Raw genomic sequence first — 16466 nt, forward strand, 5'->3', positions numbered from 1 at the left:
TTAGTTAATTTTTCCCAATCTTTCTTTTAAAATATCACGATCCTTTTTGGCATCACCACAAGAATTAACAATAATGATAGTATCTTTGTTTAATTTTGGAGCAATTTTTATAGCTTCAGCAAAAGCATGACTAGGTTCAAGACTTGGGTTTATTTTTTCAAGTTTTGTAACTAGTTTGTATGCATTTAAAGCCGCCTCATCAGTTGCAGATGTATATCTTGCTCTTTTAGTATCTTTTAAGAAGCAGTGAATAGGGGATACCCCAGGATAATCTAATCCAGCAGAAATAGAAGCGGTATCGTTAATTTGTCCTTCACTATTTTGACAAACATAAGCTGCAGCTCCATGCAATATCCCAAGTTTAGCTCCATTAGTTAGAGGTGCTGCATGTAGTTTTGAATTTTTTGGTCCACCAGCTTCAACACCAATTAATTCAATCTGTTTTTTGTCATAATCAATAAACTCACTCCAAAACCCATAAGCTGAACTTCCACCTCCAACACAATTAATGAGTTTAATTTTTTTAGGCATCTTTTTAAATTCTGACTGAATTTGAACTTTCAATTCTCTTGAAATTTGAGCTGTACTCCAGCCACAAATTTTAACAAATATATTAGGGCCTACTGTTGATCCAACACACATATGGGTGTTATCGCAATTTGAAACCCAATAACGCATGCATTCACTGACAGCATCTACTAATGTTTGGCTTCCTGAATAAACAGGTACAACTTCTGCACCATTCTTTTTCATTGCATCTACATTAGGCTTTTGTCTTTTAATATCCTTTGCACCCATGAATATTTTGCATTTAAGGCCAAATTTTTTAGCAGCCATACTCAGCATCTTTCCAGCATACCCTGCACCCGTATCACCAACGACATATTTTTTCCCTGCCTTTTTAGCAATAAGGCAATGAACTGTTGCATTATAAATTTTATGAGCTCCTCCGTTCGCCTCAGACACCATTTTGGCATATATTTGAGCTCCACTTAAGTGATCTGATAGGTTTTGAAGTTTAATAAATGAAGTAGGAGAGCCTATATAATTCTTAAAATAATAGTCTCTTTCTTTAAGAAATTTTTTATCGTATCTAAGTTTTTCAAAAAGTTCAGTTAAATCCTCAATGGGCTTTTTTAAAGTTTCAGGTATAAAATTTCCACCAAATTTACCACCCCAAAATCCATTTTTGTTGTGTTGATCAATTAAAGGAATTTTTTTTTTAAGTTTCATTGTTAATTAATTTAATTTTATTTAAAAAAATATTTATTTTTGAAACATCTTTTAATCCAGATGTTTCTAGACCTCCAGAAATATCTATAATGTCTGCAATTTCTTTATAATTTTCAAGGTTATCTTCAATTTGAATATTCCCAGCAAGCATCAATTCTTTATTAATTTTAATATTTTTAATTAATTGATGATCAAAGGACATGCTTTTTTCATAACCTTTGCTGTCGAATAATATTATATCTGCAAGTTCATTATATTCTAAATATTTAACTGTGTCATTTTGATCTTTTACAGTTATCGCAACAATAATTTTTTTATTATATTTTTCTTTAAGTGATTTAACTTCAGTAGGTGTACAATCATAAAGTTGATAATAATCGAATGGTAAATCCTTTATTTTTTCTAATATATCTTCATTAGGTTTAACTAATACAGCAACATATTCTGATTTTTTTTTATCAACTTTTAATAGCTTTTTAAGCTTGTCATGTTCAACAAATCTTTTTGATTTAGGCCAATTACAAATAAACCCTATCATCTTAGGTGGAGTAGGATGGGAAGTTAAAAATTCTAAAGTTTTAGAGTCGGAGATCCCACAAATCTTGCAGGGTTGGATCATTGATTTAAGTGATTAATTAATCTTTTAATGTTATTTTTGATATTACCCTTTATTAATGACCTTCCCATTACAATACCAGAAACTTTATTTTTAAAAGCATCATTAGGAGTCATTACTCTAGATTGATCATTTGCATCATCTCCAGGTAGCCTTATTCCTGGCGTAACAATAAATAAATTTTTGTATTTTTTCCTAACTATTTTTGCTTCTTGTGCAGAACACACAATTCCAGCTGCACCTGATTTTTTTATAAGACCAGCTTGTTTTAATACTAACTGCTCTACGGTCTTGGTGTGACCAATTTCTTCAAGAGATTTTTTGTTAAGGCTTGTTAAAATTGTAACTCCTAATACTTTTAAATTTTTGTTAATTGATTTAGCTTTTTTTGTAATAGCTTTAAGCATTTCAAGGCCACCGCTTACATGAACTGTAATATATTTACATTTCTTTAAATCTTTTAAACTATCCATTGCAGATAAAGCAGTTTGTGGAATATCATTTATTTTTAAATCTAAGAAATAATCTCTCTTAAAATTTTGAAGAAAAGCTCTCCCACTTTTTGAATAAAAGAACTGTAAGCCAAATTTCGGAAATATTTGAAGTTTATTAGTTTTCGTATCGCTAATTATTTTTTTTATTTCTTTTAAGCTTGATGTATCACAAGCAACAAAGATATTTTTATTCATCATTGTTTAATTTTTTAAACATTTCCTTAGACATTTTAAAGTGAATTGTTTTTTTTTCGGGCGTATTCACTTTCTCTCCTGTTTTGGGATTTCTTGATATTCTTGCCTTTTGAATATTAGTAGAGAACATTCCAAAACCTCTTAATTCAACACGATCTCCTCGTTTAAGGGCCTGCTTTATTTCAGTAAGAATAATATCAGTAAACTTTTCTAGGTCTTTTTTTAAAAAATTTGGGTAGTTATTAGCGAGTTGTTTTAGAAGCTTTGATTTTACAATAGCCAATTTTTATTCGTCTTCTTTTTTCTTTTTCTCTAAATCATCAGATAATGATGAGAAAGGTAAGTTTTTACCACTTGCTTCAGAACCATAAGTATCTAGTGCAACTTTACGCTCAATTTCTTCTAAAAGTTTAATACTTAATGTTGCTTTTCTTTTATCTATATCTAACTCTTGAATAGCACAGTCAATTCTTTCTCCACCTGTAAATCTAGCAGGTCTTGCATCAGCAGCATTAATAGCTATTGCAGATTTTTTAATAATGAAGTCCATTTCACAGCCTTCAGGTCTTACAACAAGACCTTTGTTGTCAGTTGAAATAATCTTAACAGTGATAGTTTGTTTAACCTTTTTATCATTAAACCAATCAAAAGGGTCTGGTTGAGTTTGACGTAAGCCAACTCTAACTTTTTGTTCTGCTGCTTTTACTTCTAATACTTTAACTTTTAATTTATCGCCAATTTTATATTTAGCTAATTCTTCTTCACCATTATTTAGGTAAGTTAAATCATTACAATGCAAGAAAGCATCAATATCTAAGCCATCAACTTTTAAGAAAATAGAATATTCATTTTTACTTGCAACTTCACCCTCAACCTCAGATCCAATTGGGTAAGTTTTTTCAAATGTTTCAAAAGGGTTATCAGTTGTTAAACGGTGAGATATTGCCACTCTTCTTTTTTCTTTATCAATTTCAGTGATTACACAATCAATTTCATCTCCAACTTTGAACATTTTTTTTGCAGAAATATTTTTTTTAGTCCAACTTAATTCACTTGAGTGCAATAAAGTTGATAATCCTTTTTCAAGCTCACAAAAAGCTCCAAAGTCCATAAGCTTAACTACTTTTACTTTATAGATTTTGTTTAGTTCATAATTTGAAATGTTTTCAAAAGGGTCTGGTGTAAGCTGTTTTACTGAACAACCAACCTGAAGCTTTTCAAGATCAACACTGATTACTTTAAGGTCATGTTTCTCGCCGATTGTAAAAACTTCATCAGGGTGATTAACTCTTGAATAAGAAATTTCTTGTAAGTGAACTAAAACATCAAGCTCACCATTAACACTAAAAAAACAACCAAATGAACTATAGCCTTTTACTTCAGCACCTTTAATTATATCTCCAACTTTGAATTTTTCGACAATTTTAATTTTATCTTCTTTTTTAAATGAAGAGATTATTTCTCTTCTAGAAACACATGCGTTTCCTCTAACTTTATCTAATTTTATTAGAGCAAATTTTTGAGGCTCATTCATTAAATGACTAATGTCTTTTAATGGTTTATCTGAAATTTGAGATCCAGGTAAAAACATTAAAGAACCAGTATCGATGTGTTCAACTATGCATCCACCTTTAACACGTCCAGTAATTTTACCCATGATAGGTTCATTTTTTTCATACGCTTCAACAAGTTTGTCCCAACCTTGAATTTTTTGAGCTTTTGAAGCTGATACTAGTACTTCACCTTTTTTATCTTCTAACCTTTCAAGAAGAACAGAAATTTTTTCACCCACTTTTGCTTTATCAAGCATACCCATGCTTTTTAATTCATTAATATCTAAGATAGGCTCTGATTTTAAACCAGGTACTTCAAGAAATACAAAGTTATCAGTAACTTTGTTTACTACACCTGTAATAATTTTTCCTTCTTCAAGATTTGCTGTTTTAGTAAACTGTGAATTTAGTAATTGTTCGAATTCTTTAGAGGCGGGGTTTGAAAGGTCTTTATAAATTTCCATTAAGCTTTTAGTTTCCTATCCATAATTTGTTTAATTTTTAAAAAGCATGATCTTTTAGTTAAATTCGTGGTATTAATCAAGACCGAATCTCGAGTTCTCATAAGAGGTGAAACTTTTCTATTATAGTCACTTTTGTCACGGTTTTTGATACTTTTTAGGACTTCATTAAAAGATATTTTCTTATTTAGTCCTTTTAACTCTTTATACCTTCTTAAAGCTCTAGTCTTAGTATTTGCTGTTATAAAAAATTTAAAATCAGCATCAGGAATTATCTTATAAGTTATGTCTCTTCCATCTAAACAAGATCCATTATACTTTTTGGGAGGATGATAAGCACTTTTAATTTGAAATGCATGAACAAGTTTTCTTATTTTTTTATCTTTTGATATAATTGATGCCATTGTTCCAACTTCATCTGATAATAATTTTTTATTTTGCAAATCTTTCATAGTTAATTTGAGCATCTTTTTTTTTATTAAAATATGACTATACTTATTTGGTTGAGTAAGTTTAATATTTGCAATTAATCTATAAATTTTTCCTGTATCTAAATAAAATAAGTTAAAATGTTTAGAAATTAATTTTGCTTGAGTGCCGGCACCAGCAGCAGCAGGCGAGTCTATTGCGATTTTAATTTTTTTTTTAAGCTTCATAGTGATGAATGGTTTATATTTTTAATTATCTTCAAAAAAGATGGAAAGGAAGTGTTGATAGAATCTTTATTGTGAATTTTCCATTTTCCACCAAAGGTTAAGGCAGCAATTGTACTCATCATAAAAACTCTATGATCCTTTAGATAGTTTTTAACAGTTATTGGTTTTTTTATTTCTAAATCAGGCTGTCCATAAATCTTAATAGAATCGTTTGTTAAATCTGTTTTTATACCCATCATATTTAAAATTTTCGAACCCCAAATTAATCTTGGACTTTCTTTTTGGTTTAGTTCTGAAAGGTCTTTAAAATAAGAAATACCTTTTGCTTTTGCGGCAATTAAAAAAATAACCAAAAATTCATCAATGGCACTACTATTTAATTCTACTGGACAATTAATAGCTTTAAGTTTTTTTGAACTTTTTATTAAAATATCAGAAATTTTTTCTCCTCTATAATTTTTTTGTTTTTCAAGTGTTATTTTGGCTCCCATTTTTTTTAAGATTGTAATAACTCCCACTCTAGAAGGATTGATATTTACATTCTTAATTAAAAGTTTTGAATTATCAGCAAGCGTTGTTAGTACCATAAAAAAAGCACTGGAACTTATGTCTCCTGGAATTTGATAATTGAAGGCATTAATTTTTTTTGGTTTTTTAATGTCTATAAAATCAAACTTTTTAGTCTTTCTTACCTTGATCGGAATTTTTAAATATTTAAAAAGTAATTCTGTGTGATTTCTTGATTTCTTTGCTTTAATAGAGGTTGTTCCTGATGCATTTAGTGCTGCAAGCATTACGCTACTTTTGCATTGAGCTGAACCTTTCTTCTCAAAATATTTAATACCTTTTGCTGATTGTGTGCCAAGAATTGTTAAAGGTAGTTTATTCTTTATTTTATAAGAAAATTTAACCCCAAATTTTCTTAGAGGTGTGGTTACTCTTGAAAAATCTCTTTTAGATAAACTTTTGTCACCAATTATCTTTATTTTTTTTGTAGATTTAATTAAAAGACCTAAAATTAATCTACCAAGTGTTCCAGAATTTTTAGCATCTATTGTTAAATTTTTATTGTATTTAAAGCCATTAATCCCATTGCCTACTATTTCACAGTAATTTTTTTGTATCCGCACTTTTATGCCAAGTTTTTTGATGCTATCAATTGCAGCTAATACATCTTCTGACATTAAAAGGTTGTAACCTTTTGATTTTCCAATTGCTTGAGAAGCTAAAAGAACCCATCTTATGCTTAAACTCTTATCTCCACTAACTCTTATCTGTTTATTAAATTTTTTTATTTTAACTTTAATTATGAGTGTTTTTGACATGCTTTAATTAAATTTAAAAGAGTCACCAAAATAAGCATTTTTGGCCTCAGTGTTATTAATCAATTCATTAGGAGATCCTTGCGCTACAATCTTACAGTTTGATAAAATGACTGCTACATCTACACAAGAAAGAAGATCTCGCGCTTGGTGATCACAAATACAAATAGTTATGTTGCTTTCTGTTTGTAAATTAACAATGATTTCCTGTAGCATCTTAATAGTCAGAACATCTAGTGCTGCGAAACACTCATCAAGTAAAAGCACCTTTGGGTCACTTAATAAGGCAAGAGCAATTACTAGCTTCTTTTTTTGTCCACCAGATAGAAACTTTGCTTTTATATCTCTGATAGCGTCTAATTCAAATTTAGCTATAAGCATATCAATCTTATGATGAATTAAATTTTTATTGTCGATTACGATTTCAGCTATTGCTTTTAAATTTTCTAACAAAGTAAGATCACTAAAATAACCACCGTATTGAGGAACATACCCAATTCTAAATTTTGTTGTTCTCAAATATATTGGGTAATCAACAACATCAATCCCCTCAAATTTAATTTTACCAAAGTCAGGTTTAATTAAACCTGTGATTAAATTAAAAATTGTTGATTTTCCAACTCCATTTGGTCCTAACATTCCTAAAATTTGTCCATGATTAATCTTAAAGCTTACGTTGTCTAAAATTTTTCTCTTACCAAATGATAATGATATATTTTCTAGAGAGATAAAGGGCTGAGGGTTTTTAAAAGATTTAATCCTAAATTTTTTTATTACACCCATATTACTTAGTTCCTTCGATTAATACTTTTTTTCCAGTATCATTCATAAAAATTTTAGTGTCTTTAGTAGTAAGATTCATTTCAATTTTATCAGCATATAAATTTGTTTTTTCTCCAGCATAAACGACATTTTCAGTAAATGTGCCAAGATTACTTAAAAAGGAAAAATCCAAGTATTCTCCTGATATCTTATGTCTTGGGTAAATAACTATTACATTTTCAGAAAAAATAGTATCATAATTTTTTGAATTATATTTGCCAAAATTAGAAGTAATTTTAACTGTGTCTGAATCTTTTATAAAAATAAAAGCTACAACGTCTCTTAAAAACATCACGTCAGAATTTTCAACTTTAATTTCAGCTTGTTTTGCAGTGATCTGATATTTATTACCTTTAGCATCAGTAGAAACATAATTAATATCATCAATATAGGTTGAGTTGCTATTTTGATTTTCATCAATTTTTTCTATAACTTGAGTTTCCTTTACATCTTTAAAATTCTCAGTGAAGTACTTTAAATAAAACCATAATGAAATTAAGATAATGACAAGAACCATTATAGCTTGTAGGCCTGTTTTTTTATTCATTTAACGAATATTTGAATGAAGTATGTTGTGAATATGTAAAATTCCAACAGTCTTTTTTTTGTTTTTATCTTTGTGAACACATAATGAAGTGATTTTCTTTGCATTCATTATAGATAAAGCTTTTTCAGCAAGAGTGTCTAGATTGATGCTTATAGGGTTTTTGGTCATAACTTTTTTGACAGATAGATCTTGGAGATTATCGCTCATTGCATTAACTCTTCTAATTTGGCCATCAGTAATTATTCCTGTAGTGATTTTCTTATTATTTTGAACAATTAAAGTACCAAGTTTTTTATTTGAAATAATTTGTAAAGCTTTTTTCATATTTAAGCTTTCATTTACGAATGGAATTTTGTTTCCTGTGATCATTAATTCTTCAACAGTTCTAAGTTGTGCGCCAAGATTTCCAGAGGGATGAAATTTTTTAAAATCTTTTTTATTAATATTTTTTTTATTTAAAACTGCTACTGCCAACGCATCACCTATGCTCAATTGATTAATTGTGCTTGAAGTTGGAACGATACCAAGACCTGCCTCAGTTACTTCTGGAATGAGTATTTTGATATCAGACGCTTTGTATAATATCGAATTTTTTTTAGACATTATTCCTATTAGAGTGATTTTATTTCGATTTGCATATTTAATAATATTTTTTAACTCTTCTGTGGAACCAGAATAACTTATCAAAATTAAAATATCTTTTTTTGAAATACTACCAAGATCACCATGAGAACAGTCATTTGCAGATAGTGAAAATGAAGGTGTGCCAACAGAGGAAAGTGTTGCTGAAATTTTTGCTGCTATTAATCCACTTTTGCCTACCCCACATAGTATCACTTTTGATTGACAGTTTGCCAACGATTCTACTGCTTCACTAAAAGAATTATTAATTGAATTTTTTAGTTTTTTTAAAGCTTTGATTTCAAGATCAATTACATTCTTTGCAATTTTTTTATAATTTCTTTTTTTCATTTAATGAGACCATATATCGTCTTTAAATAAAGCCAAATCAAGATCAACTCTAGTTTTTAAAAATGCTAAACAGCTCTTATATAAATCAATTCGCTTTTCTCTTACTAGAATTTTATTTAATTCTTCATGAATTTTATGCAAATAAATAACATCATTAGCACAATATTTTAATTGTGCTGGAGATAGCTCTCCTCCAAAGTCTGAACTTTGAAATTGTTTACTTATATCTACGTTCATAAATTCTTTAATTAATGTTTTTAGGGAGTGACTATCAGAATAGGATCTAGCTAATTTTGAAGCTATTTTTGTATCAAGAATATTATTAGTTTCTGTTTTCAGGTAATGCTTAATGTGAGCCATGTCCGCCCTACCATAGTGAAATATTTTGGTGATTGATTCGTCTGAAAGAACTTTATTTAAGTTTGGAGTATCATATTTTTCCCTATCAAGCTGGATAATATGAGCATCAGAATTACCAGTTGATATTTGAATAAGACATAAAGGATCACGTTTAACATTGAGACCCATAAACTCTCCATCAACCGCTATAATATTGCCTAAATCTAAATCTTCTGGTAGATCACTCTTGTGAAGTTTAATATCAATATTCATTTTTAATTATATATATATGAAAGCAAAAAATTGTCTAATTTTTGGCGGTAGTGGTCAAATAGGTCGTCATTTAATAAGAAAGCTTACTAAAAATAATTATAAAGTAACTGTGGTTACTAGAAACCTTCATCAAAAAGGATATGCAATAAAAACTCAAGCTAATGCAGGTTACATAGACATTGTTGAAGCTAATATCTTTGATGAAAAAAAAATTAGAAAGCTTTTCTCCCAAACTGATATTTGTGTAAATTTAATTGGTATTTTATATGAAAGTGGCAAGGGCGATACTTTCAAAAATATTCACTCTATTTTTCCATCTATTTTATCTAAACTTTGTAAAGAATATAAAGTTCAGCAATTTATTCATTTGTCAGCATTAGGGATAAATAATGCACCAGACTCAGAGTATGCAAACAGTAAATTAGATGGTGAACTTAATATTCAAAAAAATTTTCCTTTAGCAACAATATTAAGGCCTTCTGTAGTTTATTCAGTTGATGATAATTTTACTACGTCTTTTATGACTTTACTCAGTAGACTTCCATTTTTCCCTCTTTATTATAATGGATCAACTAAATTTGCTCCAATACATTGTTCGGATTTGACTGATACCATTTATCATGTTGTCTCTAAAAATATTTACTCGAAAATTATAGAGTGTGTTGGGCCTGACATCTTATCCTTAAAAGAAATTTTAAAAAAATTATTACATTTAATAGATAAAAAAAGATTATTAGTACCATTACCTCTTTTTGTAGCAACTATGTCTGCTAAATTTTTTCAATTATTTCCAAAACCACTCCTAACAATAGATCAGCTTACGCTTTTAAAATATGACAATGTTCCTTCAGGTAAATATCAAACTAATGCTGATATTGGGGTTCCAAGTACAAGAGTATTTGATAATGAAGTAGAAAAATATTGCTATATGTGGAGAGAAGGTGGGCAATTTTCTACAAAAAAATATAACCCTGCTAATTCTTAATAGAATTTCCTATACTAAAATTGTATGATTATTTATGATAATTAATATTATTTATTTTTTAATATTCTCAATTTTCTCTTACCTAATTTATCTAATCATAAAATCTCTGATTAGAGGGTTTAATGGAAAGAATAAGAAATAAAAAATTAAGATTAATTAAATTAAAAAATTATTAAGCAGTATTAATTTTTTTATCAATATACTGAGGTGTCTCTTCATCTTTATCAGATACAGGCTCTTCTTTTTTTCCTTTTGGCTGATAGGCATATAGTAAATGAAGTTTGCAATATGAAAAATCTTTTAAAGACGATCGTCCACAAAAATAAAATGATTGTTCTTCAGGGTGACCTATAGGCCATTTACAAGAGCTCTCGTCTAGTTCCTCTAATTTCTTAGGATTTTCTGGTTCAAAGTCTTTTTCAATAATTAAGGATTGAAACTTACTTTTTCGTCCTCTTTTTTGCTTAGAAGAATTTTCTTCTGAACTATTATCAAAATTTTGGCTTGAAGATGCATTTCTAGTTTTAATTTTTGATGATAAATTTAATCTATGAGCTTTACCAATTACTGCATTTCTACTAATACCACCGATTATTTCAGCTATTTGGCTTGCAGTGCTTCCTTTGCCCCAAAGTTCTTTTAACTTTTCTACTTTTTCTTCGTTCCAGCTCATATTCTATATTTAGTATGTTAATTAAATTTTATAACTATATACAGATCACACAAGAATAAAAAAAAGACAATGGATTTTTCTGTTTTATACACATCTTTTTTTAAAATTTATATATGATTACTTATGGTTGAATTGGATAAAAAATATCATATCGGAGTTAAAAAGTTTGGCTTTGTAAATTGGATTGGCTTTAAAAGCCTATGGCTTAAAGAGTGTAACAGGTTCATGGCAGTTTGGCAGCAAACTTTGTTATCTCCACTTGTTTCAAGTTTATTATTTTTATCAGTTTTGTCCCTAGCTTTAGGCAATAATAGAGGAGATGTGCTTGGCTATTCTTTTATAAATTTTTTAGCGCCTGGTTTAATTGCAATGAGCATTTTAACACAATCATTTAGTCATTCTGTTTCTTCACTAATGATAGGAAAAATTCAAGGAAACATTGTTGATATGCTCTATGCACCACTTTCAGCCCTTGAAGTGTCGATGGCAATAATACTAGCTGCCTTAACAAGAAGTTTTTTAATAGCTATAATTTCAATAGCTGTCTTTTCATTAATAGTTGATATCACAATTTATAATATTTTTTATATTTTTGTATTTGGTTTTTTAAGTGCATTTATTCTTGGAAGTCTTGGTTTTATAACTGGCCTTTGGGCTGAAAAATTTGATCATACAGCAACTGTAACAAATTTTATAATAACTCCATTAAGTTTTTTATCAGGTGTATTTTATTCTATAGATAAACTGCCAGAATTATTTCAAAATATTAGTCACATAAATCCATTCTTTTATATGATCGATGGGTTTAGATATGGCTTCTTAGGAAAATCAGATGGACCAATAACAATAGGCCTAATCTATCTAACCATATTAAGTATTGTTATGTGGTATGTTGCTTTTCTTCTTTACAAAAAAGGTTATAAAATTAAATCTTAGTTAATGAGCGCTTTAGCAAAAAATTATAATAGAAGAAAAATTTCCTTTAAATATGGCAAAGGAAGTTTTTTATATTCTACTAATGGAAAAAAATATTTAGACTTTGTTCAGGGAATAGCAGTAAATTCCTTAGGACATGCAAACCCATATTTAATAAAAGCAGTTAACAAACAATCTAAAAAACTTTGGCATGTTTCTAATGCATTTATAATTCCAGAGGGTGAAAAATTAGCTAAAAGATTGGCAAAAAAAACTTTTGCAGACTTTATTATTTTCCAAAATAGTGGAGCAGAAGCCACAGAGGCTGCAATTAAAGTTGCTAGAAGATATTTTTATTCGATAGGACAACCTTCAAAAAATAGAATTCTTTGTGTTAAAAATTCATTTCATGGAAGAACATTAGCTACAATTTATGCTAGTGGATCAAAGAAGATGACTGAGGGCTTTGGACCAAAAGTTGATGGATTTGACCATTTTGAATTTGGAAATCATAAAGATTTTAAAAAAAAAATAACAAAAAAAACGGCTGCTATTATGGTTGAAACTGTGATGGGGGAAGGAGGAATTAAAGTTATACCCAATTGGTGTTTAAAAGAATTAAGAAAGATTTGTGATAAGAGAAAAATTTTATTAATTTTAGATGAAGTTCAGTGTGGAATTGGAAGGAGTGGAAATTTTTTTGCATTTGAAAATTCTAAAATTAAGCCTGATATTGTCCCAATAGCAAAAGGTATTGGAGGTGGATTTCCGTTAGGTGCAGTTTTAATGAATAAAAAGGTAGCATCAGGAATGACAGCTGGAACTCATGGGTCAACATTTGGTGGCAACCCACTAGCTATGTCTGTTGGAAATGCTGTTTTAGATCAAATATTAAAAAAAGTATTTCTTTCAAATGTTAAAAAATTATCAAAATACTTTTATTCAGAATTAAATAAATTAAGAAAAAAGTTTCCTAAAATAATTAAAGAAGTAAGAGGCGTTGGTTTATTAATCGGATTACAACTTCATGATGATCAAACAAAATTTATACAGAAACTAATGGATAATAAATTATTAACAATTAGAGCGGCTGAAAATGTTATTAGAATATTACCTCCTCTTAATGTTAAAAAAGAAGAGATAGATATAGCAATAAATATTATTAAAAAAGTGTGTTCTACTTATAAATAAATATGAAACATTTCATCAACCTTAAAGATATACCTTCAGCAGACCTTAAAAAAATCATCATTGATGCAAAGAATAGAAAACAAAAAAGAAAAAATTATAACACCCTAGAAGTTGATAAAGATAAACCTTTAAAAGGCAAGTTACTCATTCAAATGTTTGAAAAGGCAAGTTCGAGAACGCGATTAAGTTTTTACCTTGCAATAAAACAACTAGGTGGAGGAACTATAACACTTAGAGCTAATGAATTACACCTAGGAAAAGGTGGCGAAAGTCTAGCAGATACTGCTAAAATCTTATCAACTTATGGGGATGGTTTTATGCTGAGAACTGATAGTGATAAAAAAATAGAAGAATTTAGCAGATACTTAAAGATACCAGTAATAAATGGTTTAAGTCCATCGTCTCATCCAACACAAGTGCTATCAGATATTTTCACAGTTGAAGAGATTAAAAAAAAATCTATTTCCAAATTAAATATTTGCTGGATTGGAGATTCTAATAATGTTCTAAATAGTTTGATTGCGGCTTCAGTTAAATTTTCATTTAACTTAAATATTGGCTGTCCCAAGAATTATGGGCCTAAAAAATTTGTATTAGATTGGGTAAAAAAAAATAAAAGAAAAATTCATATCTTTAATGATGCTAAAAAAGCAGTTAAAAATGCTGATGTAATTTTTTCAGATAAAGTAATTTCATTGAACGATAAAGTTAATAAAAATAAAAAAATTAAAGATTTTAGAAACTTTCAAATTAATTCAAAATTGATGAGTTTTGCTAAAAAAGATACAACTTTTTTACACTGTCTTCCAAGGGGAGAAGAAGTTACGACAGATGTTTTTTTGGGAAAAAACTCTGAAGTATGGCTGCAGGCTCTAAATAGAGTGCACGTTCAAAAAAGTATTTTATTATATTGTTTTGGTAAATTAAGGTAGCTGTTTAGGGCTATCACTATTTTGATTTAGGTACTTAATAATCGAGGCTCTATCTTCTTCTTTTCTCAAGCCAGCGTAAGACATTTTTGTTCCTTTCAAATATGAGCTAGGTTTAGTTAAAAAACCATTAAGTTCTTCAAAAGTCCAGTCTTTACCATATGAGGCTAAAGTTTTAGAATATTTGTAGTCTTCTACAGCACCTACTTTACTGCCTACTACGTTATAAAGAGCAGGACCAATTTTATTTGGACCACCTTTTTCAATAGAGTGACATGCTGCACATTTTTTAAAAATTTTCTCACCTGAAGTTACATCGCCTAGAGCCATTATAGCGGCAATGTCTACTTTTTGCTCAACTTCAGCAACTTGGGATATTGTGGAAGCTGGTTGTCCTTCAACTTCAACTTGATACCCTGGATTTTCTGGTTTATTTACATGAAAGACACCATCAGCAACTTTTCCTAAACCAATTACAAGAAGCGCAACCATTAAAATAGCAGCAATAATTTTATTAAGCTCGAACGAATCCATATAAATTTTATTATTTTGCAGATATAACATGATAATTAAAAAATACTTAATTTTTAATTTTTTAATTTTGCGTCTGTTAGACGCACAAATTGGTAAATTTATAATGGCTAAAACATTAATATTAATTCCATCAAGAATGTCAGCAAGTAGATTGCCAGGTAAACCACTTTTAACAATTAATAATTTATCAATAATTTCTCATGTTTTTAAAAAGGCAGAAGAAACAAATATTGGCGAGGTAGTAGTAGCAACCGAAGATCAAGAAATACTCGATGATGTTGAAAAAAATGGTGGTAGAGCTGTTTTGACGAGTAACACTCATAAAACTGGCACAGATAGAATTTTTGAGGCTTACGAAAAGCTTAATATTAAAGACATTGATTTTATATTAAACCTGCAAGGGGATGAACCAAATATCGATAAAAATGATATTATAAATTTAAATAACTTTATGATTAATAGTAATTCTGGAATTGGAACGCTAGCAGCAGAAATTAAAAATGATAAAATGTTAATTGATCAAAATATAGTTAAGGTTATTACAGAAAAAAAATTAGAAAAGAATAATTTTCCAATAGCATTAAATTTTACTAGAGATGGTTTTTCAAGAAATGATCAAAATACTTATCATCATATTGGAATCTATTCTTATAAAACAAGTACATTAAAAAAATTTGTTAGTCTGGACCAAACATTAAAAGAAAAAAAAAATAGATTAGAACAGTTAAGAGCATTGGATAATAATCTGAAAATCAATGTTGCTTTGGCAAACTTTTCTCCCATTGGTGTAGATACAAAAGAAGATTATCTAGCTATAAAAAAAATTATGGAATATAAATCCTAAAATGACCAAAATTTATTTTCAAGGAACATTCGGTGCTTATTCACATTTAGCAGCACTAGAAATAGATCCTAAAGCAGAAATAATTCCATGTAAGACATTTGATGAATGTTTTTTAAAAACATCACAAGATAAAAATTCGAGAATGGTAATTCCAGAGTCAAATCGAATTACAGGAAATATTGGAATCGAATATCTTATTTTTAAGTATAGACTTAATATTTATGCGGAACATTTTCAGAAAATTGAACATAATTTATTAGGACAGCCAGATAGCAATTTAAGTGATATCAAAGATGTTTATTCTCACGCTCAAGCTTTATCACAGTGCTCTAAATTTATTAAAAAAAATAATTTAGTTGAACATATTCGTGCTGACACTGCTGGTTCGGCTGAGACAATTTCAAAGACTAAAATTAAAACTGAAGCAGCAATTGCTTCTACTTTAAGTGCTGAAATTTATGATCTAAAAATACTTTCAAAAAATATTGAGAATGAAAAAGGCAATGCTACGAGGTTTTTGGTAATGGGTAATGAAGTTTTACAGCCTGATTTTGGTGATAAGAAATACATAACTTCTTTTCTATTTAAGCTAAAAAGCAAGCCTGCAGCTCTCTATCAATCATTAGGTGGCTTTGCGATAAATGGAGTTAACCTTACAAAACTTCAAAGCTATCCAGAGCAAAATTCCTTTGAGTCATATTTTTTCTTATGTGATTTAGAGGGACACATCGACAATCCAAAAATACAAAAGTCTTTAGAAGAATTAGGACTTCATTGCCAAGATTTTCACGTACTAGGTGTTTTTGAGGCTGATAAGTTTAGAGAAAAATAACTTAGAAACTTTTCTTGTAGAATAGAAAACATTACTGTTATAATAGTTTTGGAGGCTAGAGGTGAATACTGCTTGAACCC

General features: G+C 29.0%; 19 protein-coding genes. 6 read left to right on the forward strand and 13 right to left on the reverse strand.

Features of this window, described 5'->3' with window-relative positions; all coding sequences use genetic code 11:
* The 11 genes from trpB to AC5SLW_RS00490 are packed head-to-tail and all read right to left on the reverse strand — an operon-like array spanning position 1 to position 9483.
* Positions 1 to 1233 (reverse strand): tryptophan synthase subunit beta, encoded by a 1233-nt coding sequence (gene trpB / locus AC5SLW_RS00440; RefSeq protein WP_006997415.1) that lies wholly within the window; start codon positions 1231 to 1233, stop codon positions 1 to 3.
* Positions 1223 to 1852, reverse strand: a complete 630-nt coding sequence (locus AC5SLW_RS00445) for a phosphoribosylanthranilate isomerase (protein ID WP_018413791.1) — start codon at positions 1850 to 1852, stop codon at positions 1223 to 1225. Before AC5SLW_RS00445 ends, trpB begins: the two co-directional genes overlap by 11 nt.
* Positions 1849 to 2541: an orotidine-5'-phosphate decarboxylase gene (gene pyrF / locus AC5SLW_RS00450; protein WP_018413792.1), complete on the reverse strand. Its 693-nt coding sequence runs from the start codon at positions 2539 to 2541 to the stop codon at positions 1849 to 1851. The genes AC5SLW_RS00445 and pyrF overlap by 4 nt, the downstream gene beginning before the upstream one ends.
* A complete protein-coding gene (locus AC5SLW_RS00455; protein WP_006997412.1) occupies positions 2531 to 2821 on the reverse strand; it encodes an HU family DNA-binding protein in 291 nt (96 codons plus the stop codon). The genes pyrF and AC5SLW_RS00455 overlap by 11 nt, the downstream gene beginning before the upstream one ends.
* Before the next feature lie 3 nt (positions 2822 to 2824).
* Positions 2825 to 4555: a S1 RNA-binding domain-containing protein gene (locus AC5SLW_RS00460; RefSeq protein WP_006997411.1), complete on the reverse strand. Its 1731-nt coding sequence runs from the start codon at positions 4553 to 4555 to the stop codon at positions 2825 to 2827.
* Positions 4555 to 5208 carry a (d)CMP kinase gene (locus tag AC5SLW_RS00465; protein WP_018413793.1) on the reverse strand — a complete coding sequence of 218 codons (654 nt, stop codon included), beginning with the start codon at positions 5206 to 5208 and terminating at the stop codon, positions 4555 to 4557. Before AC5SLW_RS00465 ends, AC5SLW_RS00460 begins: the two co-directional genes overlap by 1 nt.
* Positions 5205 to 6533, reverse strand: a complete 1329-nt coding sequence (aroA, locus tag AC5SLW_RS00470; protein WP_494575198.1) for a 3-phosphoshikimate 1-carboxyvinyltransferase — start codon at positions 6531 to 6533, stop codon at positions 5205 to 5207. Before aroA ends, AC5SLW_RS00465 begins: the two co-directional genes overlap by 4 nt.
* A gap of 3 nt (positions 6534 to 6536) precedes the next feature.
* Positions 6537 to 7313: an ATP-binding cassette domain-containing protein gene (locus tag AC5SLW_RS00475; protein ID WP_494575200.1), complete on the reverse strand. Its 777-nt coding sequence runs from the start codon at positions 7311 to 7313 to the stop codon at positions 6537 to 6539.
* 1 nt (position 7314) lies between these two features.
* A complete protein-coding gene (gene lptC / locus AC5SLW_RS00480) occupies positions 7315 to 7899 on the reverse strand; it encodes an LPS export ABC transporter periplasmic protein LptC (protein WP_018413795.1) in 585 nt (194 codons plus the stop codon).
* The gene (locus AC5SLW_RS00485; RefSeq protein ID WP_494575203.1) at positions 7900 to 8871 is read right to left on the reverse strand and encodes a KpsF/GutQ family sugar-phosphate isomerase; all 972 of its coding nucleotides are present in this window, start codon (positions 8869 to 8871) and stop codon (positions 7900 to 7902) included. It abuts the gene before it with no gap.
* Entirely contained in the window at positions 8872 to 9483 is a 612-nt protein-coding gene (locus AC5SLW_RS00490) for a ribonuclease D (RefSeq protein ID WP_494575205.1), read from the reverse strand.
* Positions 9484 to 9499: 16 nt separating this feature from the next.
* On the opposite strand from AC5SLW_RS00490, the gene AC5SLW_RS00495 reads away from it, so the two are divergent.
* Positions 9500 to 10468, forward strand: a complete 969-nt coding sequence (locus AC5SLW_RS00495; protein ID WP_494575207.1) for a complex I NDUFA9 subunit family protein — start codon at positions 9500 to 9502, stop codon at positions 10466 to 10468.
* 172 nt (positions 10469 to 10640) lie between these two features.
* Here AC5SLW_RS00495 and AC5SLW_RS00500 read toward each other — a convergent pair whose 3' ends face one another.
* Entirely contained in the window at positions 10641 to 11141 is a 501-nt protein-coding gene (locus AC5SLW_RS00500) for a GcrA family cell cycle regulator (protein ID WP_494575209.1), read from the reverse strand.
* 123 nt (positions 11142 to 11264) lie between these two features.
* Between AC5SLW_RS00500 and AC5SLW_RS00505 the strand changes: the two genes are divergently transcribed.
* Genes AC5SLW_RS00505 through argF form a run of 3 tightly spaced genes read left to right on the forward strand, consistent with a single transcriptional unit; the run spans position 11265 to position 14179 of the window.
* Positions 11265 to 12077 (forward strand): ABC transporter permease, encoded by an 813-nt coding sequence (locus AC5SLW_RS00505; RefSeq protein ID WP_006997402.1) that lies wholly within the window; start codon positions 11265 to 11267, stop codon positions 12075 to 12077.
* A gap of 3 nt (positions 12078 to 12080) precedes the next feature.
* Complete coding sequence (locus tag AC5SLW_RS00510; RefSeq protein ID WP_494575211.1) at positions 12081 to 13247, forward strand: aspartate aminotransferase family protein; 1167 nt, start codon at positions 12081 to 12083, stop codon at positions 13245 to 13247.
* Positions 13248 to 13249: 2 nt separating this feature from the next.
* Positions 13250 to 14179, forward strand: coding sequence for an ornithine carbamoyltransferase (gene argF, locus AC5SLW_RS00515; RefSeq protein ID WP_018413800.1), 930 nt, complete (start codon positions 13250 to 13252; stop codon positions 14177 to 14179).
* On the opposite strand, the gene AC5SLW_RS00520 is transcribed toward argF, so the two are convergent.
* The gene (locus AC5SLW_RS00520; protein WP_026225046.1) at positions 14171 to 14710 is read right to left on the reverse strand and encodes a c-type cytochrome; all 540 of its coding nucleotides are present in this window, start codon (positions 14708 to 14710) and stop codon (positions 14171 to 14173) included. The two genes, argF and AC5SLW_RS00520, sit on opposite strands and share 9 nt — an antisense overlap.
* Positions 14711 to 14813: 103 nt before the next feature.
* Between AC5SLW_RS00520 and kdsB the strand changes: the two genes are divergently transcribed.
* Positions 14814 to 15554, forward strand: a complete 741-nt coding sequence (kdsB, locus tag AC5SLW_RS00525; protein ID WP_494574093.1) for a 3-deoxy-manno-octulosonate cytidylyltransferase — start codon at positions 14814 to 14816, stop codon at positions 15552 to 15554.
* 1 nt (position 15555) lies between these two features.
* Positions 15556 to 16386 (forward strand): prephenate dehydratase domain-containing protein, encoded by an 831-nt coding sequence (locus AC5SLW_RS00530; protein ID WP_006997397.1) that lies wholly within the window; start codon positions 15556 to 15558, stop codon positions 16384 to 16386.
* Positions 16387 to 16466 lie beyond the last annotated feature (80 nt).

It is taken from the genome of Candidatus Pelagibacter sp. PS_40, assembly GCF_059417765.1.